Annotated in this window: 14 protein-coding genes; 4 read left to right on the top strand and 10 right to left on the bottom strand. The window is 74.4% G+C overall.

Features of this window, described 5'->3' with window-relative positions:
• The first annotated feature begins 48 nt into the window (after positions 1-48).
• Positions 49-624, top strand: coding sequence for a Uma2 family endonuclease (locus OG553_RS36390; protein WP_405983249.1), 576 nt, complete (start codon positions 49-51; stop codon positions 622-624).
• Here OG553_RS36390 and OG553_RS36385 read toward each other — a convergent pair.
• The 7 genes from OG553_RS36385 to OG553_RS36355 form a co-directional block, all read right to left on the bottom strand.
• Positions 605-814, bottom strand: coding sequence for a hypothetical protein (locus OG553_RS36385; protein ID WP_405983248.1), 210 nt, complete (start codon positions 812-814; stop codon positions 605-607). The genes OG553_RS36390 and OG553_RS36385 overlap by 20 nt on opposite strands.
• 78 nt (positions 815-892) lie before the next feature.
• Positions 893-1357: a hypothetical protein gene (locus tag OG553_RS36380; RefSeq protein WP_331728237.1), complete on the bottom strand. Its 465-nt coding sequence runs from the start codon at positions 1355-1357 to the stop codon at positions 893-895.
• A 20-nt stretch (positions 1358-1377) separates the two neighbouring features.
• Positions 1378-1887 (bottom strand): hypothetical protein, encoded by a 510-nt coding sequence (locus OG553_RS36375; protein ID WP_331728235.1) that lies wholly within the window; start codon positions 1885-1887, stop codon positions 1378-1380.
• A gap of 131 nt (positions 1888-2018) precedes the next feature.
• A complete protein-coding gene (locus OG553_RS36370; RefSeq protein WP_331728232.1) occupies positions 2019-2690 on the bottom strand; it encodes a GNAT family N-acetyltransferase in 672 nt (223 codons plus the stop codon).
• Positions 2691-2802: 112 nt separating this feature from the next.
• Positions 2803-4179: a family 43 glycosylhydrolase gene (locus OG553_RS36365; RefSeq protein ID WP_331728229.1), complete on the bottom strand. Its 1377-nt coding sequence runs from the start codon at positions 4177-4179 to the stop codon at positions 2803-2805.
• Positions 4180-4271: 92 nt separating this feature from the next.
• A complete protein-coding gene (locus OG553_RS36360) occupies positions 4272-4919 on the bottom strand; it encodes a hypothetical protein (protein ID WP_331728226.1) in 648 nt (215 codons plus the stop codon).
• A gap of 186 nt (positions 4920-5105) precedes the next feature.
• Positions 5106-7643 (bottom strand): discoidin domain-containing protein, encoded by a 2538-nt coding sequence (locus tag OG553_RS36355; protein WP_331728223.1) that lies wholly within the window; start codon positions 7641-7643, stop codon positions 5106-5108.
• A gap of 332 nt (positions 7644-7975) precedes the next feature.
• Here OG553_RS36355 and OG553_RS36350 point away from each other — a divergent pair, with 332 nt between their 5' ends.
• On the top strand, positions 7976-8263 hold the full coding sequence (locus OG553_RS36350; protein ID WP_331728220.1) for a hypothetical protein: 288 nt from the start codon (positions 7976-7978) through the stop codon (positions 8261-8263).
• Between the two features lie 246 nt (positions 8264-8509).
• Here OG553_RS36350 and OG553_RS36345 read toward each other — a convergent pair whose 3' ends face one another.
• Positions 8510-9922 carry an aminopeptidase P family protein gene (locus OG553_RS36345; protein WP_331728217.1) on the bottom strand — a complete coding sequence of 471 codons (1413 nt, stop codon included), beginning with the start codon at positions 9920-9922 and terminating at the stop codon, positions 8510-8512.
• A gap of 184 nt (positions 9923-10106) precedes the next feature.
• On the opposite strand from OG553_RS36345, the gene OG553_RS36340 reads away from it, so the two are divergent.
• Complete coding sequence (locus OG553_RS36340; protein WP_331728214.1) at positions 10107-11090, top strand: helix-turn-helix transcriptional regulator; 984 nt, start codon at positions 10107-10109, stop codon at positions 11088-11090.
• A 411-nt stretch (positions 11091-11501) separates the two neighbouring features.
• Here the strand turns inward: OG553_RS36340 and OG553_RS36335 are convergent, their stop codons facing one another.
• Positions 11502-13220, bottom strand: a complete 1719-nt coding sequence (locus OG553_RS36335) for an ATP-binding cassette domain-containing protein (RefSeq protein WP_331728211.1) — start codon at positions 13218-13220, stop codon at positions 11502-11504.
• 123 nt (positions 13221-13343) lie between these two features.
• Positions 13344-13772, bottom strand: coding sequence for a hypothetical protein (locus OG553_RS36330; RefSeq protein ID WP_331728209.1), 429 nt, complete (start codon positions 13770-13772; stop codon positions 13344-13346).
• Between the two features lie 158 nt (positions 13773-13930).
• Here OG553_RS36330 and OG553_RS36325 point away from each other — a divergent pair, with 158 nt between their 5' ends.
• Entirely contained in the window at positions 13931-14320 is a 390-nt protein-coding gene (locus OG553_RS36325) for a hypothetical protein (protein WP_331728206.1), read from the top strand.
• Positions 14321-14397 lie beyond the last annotated feature (77 nt).

The following is a 14397-nucleotide window of genomic DNA, read 5'->3' as shown; positions in this document are numbered from 1 at the left end:
GCCGGCGGCGGCTGGATACCCTGGCAGGGGCCCTACCGGGAGGACACCGTGATCACACGAGACTGGCCGCAGATGAGCCGCGAGGCCTTCGAGGCCATCGCGGAAGCCGCCGCACAGCACGACGTCAAGCTCGAACTCATCAACGGAGAACTGGGAGTCAAGCCCGTGCCCGACGGCGACCACGGCGAGATCATCATGTGGCTGCTGGAGCACTGCATGCACCAGCGCCCCGACCTGCGCCTGTACCCGGAGCAGGGCCTGCGCGTCGAGACGTACGGCAACGGCAACGCCCGCCCGGACGGCGTCCTCGCCCCCAAGGGCTACTTCGCGGGCCAGGGGGAGTGGGCGGCGGCGGACGGCGTCGTCATGGTCCTCGAAGTCACCTCGTACGACGCGAAGACCGACCAGCGGGACCGCCAGGACAAACCGCGCGCCTACGCGGAACAGGAGATCCCGGTCTACCTCCTCATCGACCGCGACAACGGCTCCCTGGTCCTCCACTCCGACCCGGTCAACGGCAGGTACCACACCCGGACGTTCTTCTTCGGCGACACGGTACGGATCCCGGAGCCGGTGGGCATCACCCTGGACGACACGGACGTCCTCAAGAACCACGTCCGCTGAAGCCGTACCCACGGCGGCCGCGCCGCTTCGCCCCGCCCCGGGGCGTCGTGCGCGGGGCGGGGGCCCCGGCGGGAGAGGGGGAGGCGGACGAGCCGTCCTTCGGCTCGGCGGATCCGCAACCCGTCAGGGCGACGGCCGCGGTGAGCACCGCCAGGCCGTACGTCGTCAGCGGTCTGGTGCAGATGGTCATGGCGTGCTCCCCCGCAAATGATCAACACGCGGGTGTCGCACCGGGAACGGGGGAGGAACACGCGCTTTCCGGCCGCCCTCACACCCGTTCCGCGTCATTGAGGAGCCGAGCCGCGGCGGCGTCGAGGTCGGCGCGGACCACCCCCGGGCACAGCAACGGCGCGCACACCTCGAAGGCGCGGCCGCCGACCTCGCCGTACAGGAGGATCTGGAGGTACTCGGGGCCGCCCGCTTCCTCACGGCCCAGCAGCACCTCGACGGTGAGCCGCGTCCCGTCCGCGAGCCGGGCCGATCCGCTCTGCGGCTCGTCGTCGACCAGTACGAACTCCTCCTCGTACCGGCCTCGGGGCGCTTCGGCCAGCAGCCACCGGGCGAACGCGGCCGCCAGCGGCGCGCCACCGGCCAGCGTCGTGCGCCCGACGGAGTACGCGTCGAACCACCAGGCGGCGTCCGTACCGTCCGTATCCCTGCCGACCGCGAGCCACAGGTCCTCGACGGGCTCCCCCGGGTAGCGGCTGCCGCGCCAGCAGTACTGGAAGCCCACCCCGTCACACCTCCCTCTTCCTACTCGGCGGCGGCGGTCCGCGCGTCCACCTCTGCGAAGAACGCCTCGGCGACGGAACGGTTGCGGTCGGCGTCGGTGAGCGGCTCGCCCAGGATGCGGCCGGCGAGTTCGGTGGCCAGCCCGAGCACGTCCTCGCGCAGCTCGGCCTCGGCGACGACCCGGTCCGCCTCCAGCTGTACGGCGGAAGCCGCGGCCAGTTCCTCGCGCGCCCGCACCCCCTCCGCGCGGACGGCGGCGAGCAGCGCCGCACCCTCCTCCAGGGCGGTCTGGCGGATCCGCGAGGCGTCGCGCCGGGCTGCGGCCAACTCGGCCTGGTACACGCCCAGCACGTACTGCGCCTCCAGGCGCCTGTCCTCGCACCGCTCCATCACGCCCCCGATGGCGTCCTCACGCGCCATGAGCGCCTTCCCGATCCGCGGGAGCAGGACCTTCGCCATGACGGCGAAGACTGCCGTGAAGCAGAGCAGGGCGACCAGGAGGTCTATGAGGTTCGGCTTCAGAGGTCCCATGAACTCATGCTATAAGCGCGCGAATTCCCGTCCGGCGGCGGCCCGTTCCCACAGCCGAGGAGCACGGCGGGGCTGGGCTTCCCACGGCTCCGACCCGGCCGAGGCCGTTCGGGGACTGTGAGCCGCCGGGCTCAGTTGCGTACGGCGCCGGTCAGCGGGGCCAGGAGCTGCCAGCCCATCCTCTCGTACAGGGCCCGTCCCTCCGGGGTCGCCACCAGTACGCCCTCCCGGGCACCCTGACCGGCGGCGAGGGCGTGCATCACCACGCGGCCCAGGCCGCGGCGTTGGTGGGCGGGGTCGGTTTCGACCTGGTCGACGGCGAAGGCGGGGCCGGCGATGCCGGCCTGGCCGCGTGCGGCGAAGGCTCCCTCGGCGGTGCGGACCAGGGCGCGGGCGACGCCGCCCCGGGTCCAGGTGTCCAGCCGGTAGCCGGCGGCTATCGCCGGGCCGGCCCCGGCCCGGGCGGCGTGCGGCGGGGCGGTCATCAGGAAGCCGGGTCCGCCGGCCAGGGACCAGCCGGGACCCAGCCAGGACTCGAACTCCTCCGGCGGCGCGGGTGCCTTCACCCACGTGCCGGGGGCGGCCGGGTTCTCGGTGATCTTGCGGACGGCCGCCTCGTCGGCGGTCGGCAGTACGTGGCGCACTACGTGCCCGGGGAGGCCGACGTCGATGGTGAAGCCCCAGGGGGTGGGGACGGGGTCGGCGGCGCCGCGCGAGACGGTCCAGCCGTGGACCCACGCGTGCACGGCCCCGGCCGTGGCGTCCTGGGCGTGGGGGAGGTCGGGAAGCACGGAGGTGCCCATCAGGCACGTCCCCTTTCCGGGTGAGTGATCGTCCTGGCACCGCACAGCCTGCCCTTGTTGCGAGCGACTCGCAATAAGGAATCGGGGCCGCGCCCGGCCGGCGCCGCCGGGGTCAGGCCACCTCCACGCCGTCCAGCTCGGCGTAGTACTCGCCCTTGGACAGGCGGATCGTGTTCCAGCCCTCCTTCAGGGCGAGAGCGGTGTCCACCACCGACCACCTGTCCCAGCCGGTGTGCCGGTAGCGGACGGTGCCCGCTGTCCTGCCGTTGACCGTGAGGCCGTGCGTGGCCTCCACCGGGGAGCCCGCTCCGTCCTGGGAGCCGTTGCCGAACCACACCGACAGCCGGTGTTCCCCCGCCGCCGCCGTGAAGACCGTGAACTCGACGTGGCTGTCGGCATGGCCGATGCCGCCGACCGCCCTGCCGTCGGAGGCGGACGGCGCGTCCCGGACGGCCGCGTGGTGCACGAGGGCGTTCTCCGCCTGGTAGAGGACCTTGCTGCCGCGCACGACGGGGTAGCCGTTCGCGAACCCCAGGCCGGCCGTGTACATCACCCGCCGGCGCGGGTCGGCGAGCCAGCCGTGGAAGACGATGCGGTCCCGGCCGTCGGGGCCGGTCACCACGTCCTGCCCGCCGGGGCCGTGCACCGCGCCGGAGAGGGTCTCCGTCGTCATCAGCGGCTTGGCCGCCTTGGTGTACGGGCCGGTCAGGGTCCGCGCCACCGCGTAGCCGGTCCGGTAGTGGTCGCCGCGGTAGTCGCCGGCCGAGTAGAACAGCACGTACTGTCCCGCGCGCTTGACGAGGGTGGGGGCCTCCACCACGCCGTCTTCCCCGGTGGGGTCCTGCCTGATCAGCCTGATCAGCCTGACCGGGTCGCCGGTGGTGCGGGTGCCGTCCCACGTGACGGGCTGCAGGTGCAGCCAGGTGTCCGTACCGCAGCAGTTGCCGTCGTTCTTCCACAGCAGGTAGCGCTGTCCGCCCTCGGTGTAGCTCGACGCGTCGATCGCGCCGCCCTCGGCGGCCGGGCACACCAGCGGCCCGTCCCCGACCGGCCGGAACGGCCCGTCGGGTGAGGAGGACAGGGCGACGCCGATGCACTGCCTGTCGCTCGCCCGGTCGTGCGCCGTGTAGTGCATGGCGAAGCCGTCGCCGGTGGCGAACACCTCCGGCGCCCACACCAGGTCGCGCCGGGGCGCCGCCCAGCCGCCGAGCACGGGCAGGACGTCACGGCTGTCGGCCTTCCACCGCTTCAGGTCGCGGGAGGTGGCGTGCTGGATGTGCTTGCCGTCGCCGTTGGTGGCGTACGCGTGGTACGTGCCGCCGACCTTGACGACGTCCGGGTCGGCGAAGTCCCGGTCGAGGACGGGAGAGTCGGGGAGCGGAGCGGCTGAGGCAGGGCCAAGGCCCAGGCCCATGGCGGCGGCGGCCGCGACGAACGCGAGGCCGCGCGCGATGCGGCGCTTGAGGGGGTGAGGGGGGAGGGGGCGCATGAACTGACCAACGCCCCGGGGCGCGACTGGTTGCGCACGGCCCGGACCGCCCCCAGGACCGCCCCCAAGGCCGCCCCACCCCCCTTCGACCGCTACCGGGGCGGCAGGCCCAGGAACTTCGCCGGCGCCAGTTCGAGGAACTTCGACGTCCCGGTGGCGAGGCGGGCCGCCTCGGGCCCGTCCGGGTCGCCCGCCAGGCTGCGGAACGTGAGCTCCAGGGCCCGGTCGCCGTGGCGCACCAGGAGGGTGGTGATCTGCGCCCGCTGCCCGGCGGGTCCGGCCAGCATCGTGCGCATCAGGGCTTCGTCGGCCCGGTCACCGAACCTCTGCTCCACCTTGAGGGGTTCGCCCGGGTCCGCGGCCGGGTCCACCACCTGGACGGTGATCTCCTCGTCACCGAGGCTCATCGTCCACGAGGCGCACTCGGCGTACACCCGGCGCATGTCGGCCATCCAGGCCGCGGCCGCCCCCGGGACCCGCTCCGAGACGCCCTCGTCGACGACGATCGAGGAGTCGGAGTTCATGAACGAGGTCCTGACCTCCCTCGCCGCCTTGTCCCCGAACGCCCGGTTCAGCACGGCCGTGAGCTCCGGGGTCGCGGCCGTCATCGGCGGCGGGTCCTCGTCGGAGGAGGGCGATGCCAGTTCGGTGAAGTCGCCGAGGCCCGCCGCGGGCAGTTCCGGGGCCGTGACCAGCAGCTGTGCGAGGTCCTGCTGGGAGGCGTCGTCGCGTGTGCTCACAAGCAGCCTTTCTTCAAAGGGCGGTTGGTGGTGGTGCGAGGTGGGCGCCACCGTAGCCCGGCGCGACGCCGAGGCGTTCCCGGATCCGCGCAATGTTCGAAGTCGGGGTGACGGGCGGTGCCCGCCCCGGCCGGTTGGCCCCGGCCGGGGCGGGCACCGCCGTGCTGCCGTGCCGCCGTGCTCCCGTCAGGAGACGGTGATGAACTTGGCCGTGCTCGGCACCCCCTGGGCGTCCAGGGCGAAGAGCATGTAGGTGCCCGGCAGGACCACGCCCTTGTCGGCCGGGACCGACACCGTGTACGTGCCGTTCCCCGCGGCCGTGGACACCAGCGGCACCCGCCGCTGGTCGTTGTCCGTGGAGTGGGTCGCGGCCGCGGCCCGCATCAGCACGAAGGAGGCCACCTGCCCCTCGGCGGCGACGGTGAGCGAGGCGCCCGCGGCGGCCCGGGGCGGCACCCCGCCGGTGATGACCGGACGCGGCTTGGGCGAGCCGTCCGCGTTGAGGAGGTACGGCGGGGTGAACACGGCCCCGTCGGCGTGGTTGGTGGCGCAGTCGCCGCACAGCCCGCCGCCGCCGGAGAAGATCCGCCCGTCGGGCAGCAGGTTCGCCACGCTGTGGTAGTTGCGCGGTACGGCCATGGAGGCGAGCGGGGTGAAGCTACCGGTCGCCGGGTCCCACAGCTCGGGCGTCAGTACGGACGTGGCGTCGCTGAACGGCACCGGGTACGCCTGCCCGCCGAACACGGCGACCTTGCCGTCGGGCATGACGACGCTGTTGCCGAAGGCGCGGGCGTAACCCATGTCGCCCGTGCGCGCGGCCTGCACCTGACCGCTGCCGCCGTCGACGCTCACCGTGTACGCGCGCCGGGTGGCGGGCGTCTTCTCGTACGCGGGCGAGCCGCCCAGGGTGAGCAGCTTGCCGATGTCGTACGCGACGGCGTTGCCGGTCATGGCGTCCTGGCTGTCGGCCCGGTTGCCGGCGGAGGTGATGCTGCCGTTCCCGCCGGTCGTGATCCAGTTCATCTGCTTGCTCGGGCCCAGCTGGAGCACCTTGCCGCCCGAGGTGGCGTGCAGCCACATGTGGTTGTCGGCGCGGTAGGCGCCGGCCGGGTCGGCCGTCAGCGCCGGGGCGGCGGGGACGCCGGGGAGCCTGCGCCAGGTGCGGGTGTCCGGGGACCAGACCTCGCCGGCCTTGTCGCCGGTGGCCCCGCTCCAGGACCCGCCGAGGACGAAGGCCTCGCCGGTGGAGAGCAGGGTCATGGCCTGGTAGCCGCGGGCGGTGTTCATGGCGGTGGTCGCGGACCAGGTGTCGGTGGCCGGGTCGTAGACGCTCGCCTTCTCCGCGTTGCTGCCGCCGGTGACCAGGACCCGGCCGTCGGCGAGCATGGCTATCCCCGGGCAGAACATGTCGTGGCCGGTGTTGTCGACGCGGCGCTGGGTGACCTTGCCCGTCTTCAGGTCGAGGATCGCGGTCTGGGTGTAGCCGTTGCTGCCGCCGAAGCGGTCGACCGCGTACGCCGACCAGGCGAGGAGCTTGTCCCCGGGCAGGACGGCGGTGGCCACCGGCACCAGCGGGAAGCCGGTGATCCGGTCCCAGGAGCCGTGGGCGGCCGGGTCGGCCGGTCCGCTCAGGCGTATCTCGGCGGCCGAGGTCCAGGGCCCGCGGTTGCCGGCCTCGCCGGTCACGGTCAGGCGTACGTAGCGGGCGTTCTCGGTGCGGGTGAAGGTGGCGGTCTTGACGGTGTCGTCGTCGCGCCAGGTGCCCGCGGCGACGGGTGTGCCGAAGGTGGTGCCGTCGGTGCTGGTGGTGACGGTGTAGGCGCCCGCGCGGCCGTTGGGGCCGTCGTTGCGGGGCTGGTAGACCAGGGCGGAGACGGCGGTGGTGCGGTGCGTGTCGATGGTGATGCTGTGCGGCAGCGGGGTCGGCGTCCCGGACCACTTGCTGTGCCAGATGGTGGCGGAGTCGCCGTCGAGGACGTTGGACGCGCGGCCGTTCTCGCCGCTGGCCTCCTCGTCGCTCGCCGTCGCCGTCCATCCGGTGCGGGGCAGGTCGACGGTGGCTGCGGGGGTTCCGGGATCGCCGAGCAGGTTGAGTTCCGCGGCGGAGGTCCACGGGCCGCGGTTGCCGGCCTCGGTGGCGGCGGTGAGCCGGACGAACCGGGCGCCCTGCGGGGCGAATCCGAGTGTCTTGGCACTGGCGTCGTCGGCGAGCGTGCCGGTGGCGACCGGGCTGCCCCAGTTCTGGCCGTCGGCGCTCACGCTGATGCCGTACTCGCCGACGCGCCCGTTGGCCCCGCCCGCGCGGGGCTGGTAGACGAGCGCGGAGACCACCGCCGTGCGGTGCATGTCGATGGTGATGGTGTGCGGCAGCGGGGCGGGGGTGCCCGTCCACTTGCTGTGCCAGATGGTGGCGGAGTCGCCGTCGAGGACGTTGGACGCGCGGCCGTTCTCGCCGCTGGTCTCCTCGTCGCTCGCCGTCGCCGTCCAACCGGTCCGGTCAAGGACCGGAGCGCTCGGCTCCATGGCGTTCGCCGGGGCCACGCCGTGGTGCGGCGACTGCTTCGCCGCCTGCTGGTCCAGGGGTCCCGGCGCCGGCCGGGGGCCGGTGCTGGCCACCCCGAGCCAGGGGGTGAGCCCGACGAGCAGCGAGCCGAGGGCGAAGGCGATGAGCAGGGGGGAGCGGCGTAACGCTCGGACAAGGGCGCGGATGCGTCTGGGCTGCAATCGGACCTCCTGGACGGTGAACCTCTGAGAGCCCCACGAACATAGGTCAGACCGGTTCAACTCGACCCTCGAACGGGGGAGTTGGCGCGAACCCGCGCCACCGCGCGGGCGGCCGCCACCTTCGAGTGGTGTCGCCCACACCCGCCATGCGCGGATTCCAAGGCACCTGCGGGGTCTGGTGCTTCGATCCCCAGGACGAAACGGGACGTCCGCTTCTGGCCGCAAGGAGAGACGACTCGGCCCGCCCTGCCGGGCCCGAAAACCGGGGAGCCGTTGTCAGAGGCGGGTGGCACCATCTGGGCCGGTGGTCCCATCAGCTACAGGGGGTAGGCATGGAGAGCACGACGACGTACGCGTGGCCGCGCTGGGCGGAGGCGGCGGACGGCGAGGCGCTGGAGCGCTGGCTGGCCGGGCACGGCTGGGAGGTCGATCCGATGGTGTTCATGGCCGGCGGGCTGGGCCGGGCGGTCCAGGTCCGGCCGGCCGGGTCGGGGCCGGACGGGCCGGATCCCGAGGGCGAGGCCGGGCTGCTGATCCTCCCGGGCGAGACGGTGGAGTTCGCCGGGTCCCGGATACGGATCGCCCACCGCACCCCGGCGGCCACCGGGGCCCGGGCCTGAAGCCCGAGCACCGGACCCCGCACCCCGGCCCCCGAGCCCTGAGCGGGCCCGGGGACTCGGGGCGAGGGGCTCAGCAGGCGGACCAGAGGTAGGGGAAGGGGCCCGCGCCCACAACGAACGACCTCGTGCCCGGGGTGGGCACGGGCCGGTTCCGTGCGGCCCGGGGCCGGAGGTCCCGGGCCGCACGGGGTGCGCCCGCCCGTCGTCCGGTGGCGGCCCCTGTCCGATTCCGGCTCCTCGCGGCCGTCAGCCCGCCACGCGGGCCATCCACGCCTCGACCTCGTCCGCCGAGCGCGGCAGCCCGGCCGACAGGTTCTCGCTGCCGTCCTCCGTCACCAGCAGGTCGTCCTCGATCCGGACGCCGATGCCGCGCCACTCCTCGGGCACCGTGAGGTCGTCCGGCTGGAAGTACAGGCCCGGCTCCACCGTGAGCACCATGCCCGGCTCCAGCACGCCGTCCACGTACTCCTCGTTGCGGGCCTCCGCGCAGTCGTGGACGTCCAGTCCGAGCATGTGGCCGGTGCCGGCCATGGTGAAGCGGCGCTGCAGGCCGAGCTCGTAGGCGCGGTCCGCCGGGCCCTCGATGAAGCCCCATTCCACGAGCTTCTCCGCCATGTACCGCTGCGCCGCCACGTGGAAGTCCCGGTACGCGGCCCCCGGCTTCACCGCCGCGAAGCCCGCCTCCTGGGCCTCGTACACGGCGTCGTACACCTTGCGCTGCACCGGCGTGAACGTGCCGTTGACCGGCAGGGTGCGGGTGACGTCGGCGGTGTAGAGGGTGTGCGTCTCCACGCCGGCGTCCAGCAGGAGCAGGTCGCCGGGGCGCACCGGGCCGTCGTTGTCGGTCCAGTGCATGATCGTGGCGTGCTCGCCCGCGGCGCAGATCGAGCCGTAGCCCACGGAGTTGCCCTCCAGCCGGGCCCGGCGGAAGAAGGTGCCCTCGATCCACCGCTCGGAGGACGCGACCGCCCGCGACAGCTCGCCGACGCAGTCGGTGAAACCGCGCACGGTGGAGTCCACCGCCTTGCGCAGCTCGCCGACCTCCCAGTCGTCCTTGACGATCCGGAGCCCGCTCAGCGCCTCCTCCAGCTCGTCGTCGCGCTCGGCGTCGGTGGTGACCGCGGCCTCCAGCGCCGGATCGACGCCCCGGACGATGCGGGTGGGCACGTCGGGCGCGGCGGCCAGGTCGGCGGCGGCGGTGCGGACGTCGCGGCACGCGAGCCCGAGCACGCGCTCCGACTCGGCGAGGGAGCGGCGCCGGCCCATCCACAGCTCGGCGGTGTAGCCGAGCCAGAACTCGTCGGTGTCCCGGCCGTCGCGCGGCAGCAGGTAGCAGTAGGCGTCGTGGCCGCCGTCCGCGCGCGGTTCGAGGACGAGCGCGCAGTCGCGGGCCCGGTCCCCGGTCATGTGGACGTAGCCGGAGTACGGGCGGAACGGGTAGGTGTCGTCGTTCGACCGGACCTTGAGGCTGCCCGACGGGACGACCAGCCGCTCGCCGGGAAAGCGCGCCGAGAGCGCGGCGCGGCGGCGGGCCGCGTACGGGGCCTGCTCGTCGAGCGGGAGGTCGTGCTGTTCGGTGTCCGCCCAGCCCGTCCTCATCAGGGCGGACAGTTCCTCGGAGACCCCCGAGTAGAGACCGTTCTTGCGACCCTTCGCCACGTCGTTCTCCTTCTTCCCGCTTCAGGATGGGTTTCGGCTTTCCGGCCGCAGGAGGCCCGCAGTACGTTCCGGGGCACCGGCGGCTCCCGGAACGTACTGCGGGACGGGCCGCCCCGGAGGGCCCGTGGTGCCAGTGGCACCGATCGGCCACCACGGCCTCGTGCGGTCGCCGATAATGCGGTGCATGGCGAACGCGAAACTGGGCGAGGCCCTGCGGATGCTGGGGATCGGCCCCGCGGCGGGCCGCGTGTACCTGTCACTCCTGGAGCTGGCCCCGGCCCCGCTCGCCGAGATCGGGGCGGCGGCCGGGCTGGACGCGGCCGAGTTCGCCGGCGCCTACGGCGAACTGGTCGACGCCGGGCTCGCCAGCGCCGCCGCCGGGGGTGCCGACGTGGTGGCGCCGGTGCCTCCCGCCGCGGGTCTGGAGATCCTCGCCCGGCACCGGGCGGCCGAGCTGGAGGGGTCGCGCATCGCGGTGGGCGGGGCGTTCGAGTCGTTCCGCCGCCAGCGGCTCGCCGCGTACAACGACGACCTGGTCGAGGTCGTGACCGGCGACGCCATCGGCCCGAGGATGCGCCAGGCCTGGACCAGCGCCCGCGCGCAGATCCGCCAGCTCGACTCGCCGCCCTACTTCCCGCTCGTCGGCGCCCTCGACGACGCGCTCGGGACCCTCGCCCGGGGCGTGACGCAGCGGGTCGTCTACTCGAGGGCGTCGCTGGAGATGCCCGGCCAGCTGGAGTCGGCCATCGAGCCCTGCATCGAGGCCGGCGAGCAGGCCCGGGTGGCGCCGACGGTACCGGTCAAGCTGGTGATCATCGACGAGGCGTACGCGATGGTGTCCCTGTCGATCAGGGAGGCGGACGTGCACAACACGATGCTGGTGGTGCAGCCGTGCGGCCTGCTGTCCGCCCTCCTCGCGCTGTTCGAGCAGACCTGGCAACAGGCCCTCCCCTTCCACGGCCGCGCCACCCGCCCGGCCGGTCTGGCCCCGGCCGACCGCCGCCTGCTCCGCCTCCTCGCCGGGGGTGCGAGCGACGAGGTCATCGCCCGCGAACTGGGCATCAGCCGCCGCACCTTCTTCCGCAGGCTCCAGATCCTGATGGCCCGGCTGGGCGCCGAGAACCGCTTCCAGATGGCCCTCCAGGCGCAGCGCAACGGCTGGCTGTGACCGGCTGGGCCCGTGGCCTGGCGGCCCGCAGGTTCCGAGGTCCGCAGGTCCGGGAGGCCCGCAGGCCCGGCGTCCTGGCGCCCGGCGTCCTGGCGCCCGGCGTCCTGGCGGTCTGGTGCCCGGAGGCCGAGAAGCCCGCAGGTTCCGAGGTCCGCAGGTCCGGAGGCCCGCAGGCCCGGCGTCCTGGCCCCCGGCGGCCTGGCGCCCGGCGGCCTGGCGGTCTGGTGCCCGGAGGCCGAGAAGCCCGCAGGTTCCGAGGTCCGCAGGTCCGGAGGCCCGCAGGCCCGGCGTCCTGGCCCCCGGCGTCCTGGCGCCCGGCGGCCCAGAGGCCCGCAGGCCCGCAGGCCTGGCGGTCCGGAGGCTCCGCGGCCCGGAGCCCAGCAGGCTCGGAGGTCCGCAGGTCCGGTGACCTCAGGCCCTGAGGCCCGCAGGCCCCGAGGTCACCGGGCGGACGCGGCGGGGCGCCGTCGTCGCGGGTGCCGTCGCCGTGCCCAGGGGCAGCCGCCTGCCGGAGAACCCGGCGCGCAACCGCCGGTCGTGGCTGACCACGATCAGGGTCCCGGCGTACGGCGCCAGGGCCGCCTCCAGGTCCTCCACCACCCCCGGTGCCAGATGGTTGGTCGGCTCGTCGAGGAGGAGCAGGTCGTACGGCCCGTCCGCGACGAGCCTGCCCAGTTCCGCCTTGCGCCGCTGCCCCGCGGACAGCTCCCGGAGCGGCCTGCCGACGTCGGCCGCGCCCAGCAGCCCGAACCGTACGAGGGCCTCCGCGGCCTCCTCCCCGAACGCGCCCGCCGCGCAGCGGCCGTCACCGGACCAGGGATCGTCCTGCCGCAGCAGCCCGACCCGCCCCGGCGCCCGTACGCTCCCGTCCCCGGCAGGCACGAGACCCGCGAGCACCTGGAGCAGGGTCGACTTCCCCGACCCGTTGGGACCGGTGACCAGCATCCGCTCACCCGGCTCCAGCCGGAACGACACCGGTCCGAGCCGTCCCGGCACGGCCAGCCCCCGGACGTCCACCCCGGTGGCCGCCGGGCCGCCGTCGGCCCCCACCCGGTCAGCCCCCGACCGCTCGGCCCCCACCCGGTCGGCCCCGAACCGCCCGGTGAACCGCAGCGGCTGCGGCGGCGGCGGAACCGGATGCTCCGTCAGCCGGGCCAGCCGCTCCCGCGCGTTGCGGATGCGGCTCATCGCCCCGTGCGCCCGCGACCGGGCGCGGAAGGCCCCGGCGCCGCTGAACGCGGCGGGCGCCTTCCGCGGGATCTGGGCGAGCCGCCCGATGTTGCCGTCGGCGAGCCGCTCCACGCGCCGAGTCTCCTCTACCCACTCCTCGTACTCGCGCTCCCACCGGGCGCGCGCCGCGGCACGGGCCACCAGGTGGCCGGCGTAGCCGTTGCCGTGCCGCTGCACGGTGAGCCGTTCGTGGTCCACTTCCAGGATCGCGGTGGTGACCCGGTCCAGGAACATCCGGTCGTGGGTGACGGCCACGAGCGTGCCGGTCCGCCGCACCAGGTGCTCCTCCAGCCATCCGACGGCCTCGTCGTCCAGGTCGTTGGTGGGCTCGTCGAGCAGCAGCAGCTCCGGCTCGGCGGCCAGTGCCGCGGCCAGCGCCAGCCGGGAGCGCTGCCCGCCGGACAGCGTCCCGAGCGCACGCCCCCGCTCGATCGGGTTCCGCTCGCCGAGCCGCCGCAGGATGGCGGCCACCCGCCGGTCGGCGTCCCGTCCGCCCCGCGCCTCGTACTCCGCGACGAGCCGCCCGTACGCCTCCACCTCCTCGGGGCCGGCCAGGTGCAGCCGCTCCTCGGCCGCCCGGATCCGCCGTTCCAGTTCCCGCAGCCCGGCCAGCGCGCGGTCCACGGCGTCGCCGACCAGCGCCCCGGCCGGCAGGTCGAGGGTCTGGGCGAGGTACCCGACCCCGCCGGGCGCCCGTACGCAGACCTCGCCCGCGTCGGCCCGTTCCCGCCGGGCCAGGAGCCGCAGCAGCGTCGACTTCCCCGACCCGTTGTCCCCGACGACCCCGACCCGCTCCCCGGGCCGCACCGAGAAACCGACCCGGTCCAGCACCGTCCGGGTTCCGTACCGCTTGCCGACCTCGGCCAGCACGACCTGACTGGCAGCAGCTGAAGCACGCACGGGCAACCCCCTTGTCCGCGACAAAGTCGCAACGAGACGTATCGTCTCGCCAGACTGTACGCCAACACCTCCGCCATGACAAGACGCTCCGTCTCGCCAGGGAGGGGGATGGGGAGGGGGGAACTAGCGGTCGGCGGCCGTTCGCGCGCCGTGGGCGATCCGCCGGAGCGGCGACAGCGCGTATCCCGCCGTCAGGTAGCCCGCCCCGATCGACAGGGGTCCGAGAGCGGCCAGGGCGAGCAGGGCGGGCGACGCCAGCGGGTCGCGGGGCTGCCGCCGGTCGGCGGCCGGACAGGGGGAACGGGCGCCGTCCACCGGGGCCGGACAGCCCGCGGGCGCCAGCACGATCGTGTCCGCCGAACGCACCTCGAAGACCGGTGCGTTCCCCCTGTTCACCGCCTGCCGCGCGAGCAGGAAGACGACGGTGAGCAGTGCCGTCCCGGCCAGCATGAAGACCCCGCCGTAGACGCAGGTGAGGCGCAGTCGGGTGACGGCACGCCGCGGCGGCGCGGGCCGCCCGCCCCCGGCGCGGCCCGGGACACGGATCGACATCGGCACTCCCCCCTCAAGGCGTGACGGTCCCCACTGTCGCCGAACACCCCTAAGCGGCGCGTCAGCACGCCCCGAAGGGGACACCGCGGACGGACGACGGCTGCTTTGATGGCCTCCGGTGACGTCCGTCATCCGTTCGTCAGGGGGAGGAGCCGGCGGTGGCCGCGGTGCAGGCATGGGCGTTCGGGCTGGTCAATTGCATCCTGTACCAGGCGATGTACCGGGAGGGCGGCGCGGGCGCGGCGCTCGACGAGGAGATGGTGCGCCGGTACGCGACGGCCATGCAGGCCGAACCGCTCAGCGACCGGTCGATGGCCGAGCAGGTGGCGGCGCTGCGGGCGGTGCTGACCACGGACGCGCCGCTGGCGAGCGCGTTCGACCCGTACGAAGGGCAGGAGCCCTTCGGCGAAGCCGAGTTCAGGGGCTTCCTGGCCCGGCTGGCCGACGAACTCGAATCCCACGGCCCCTGGCCGCCACCGCCCGCCGAGGAGCGCCGCGGCGGCGGCCGGCTCCGCCGGTTCTTCTTCCCGGCCCGTCGGAGGGCTTGACCCCAACAGCCCCTCGCCCCGGAGCGCCCGGGGGGACACGATGGAACGGGAAGGTACCGGTGTCCGGTCCTGACCGG

Origin of the sequence: Streptomyces sp. NBC_00158 (assembly GCF_045160885.1) — a bacterium.
Classification (GTDB): Bacteria; Actinomycetota; Actinomycetes; order Streptomycetales; family Streptomycetaceae; genus Streptomyces.
Note: the sequence above shows the minus strand (reverse complement) of the source record. Positions and strands in the feature narration are given on the sequence as shown.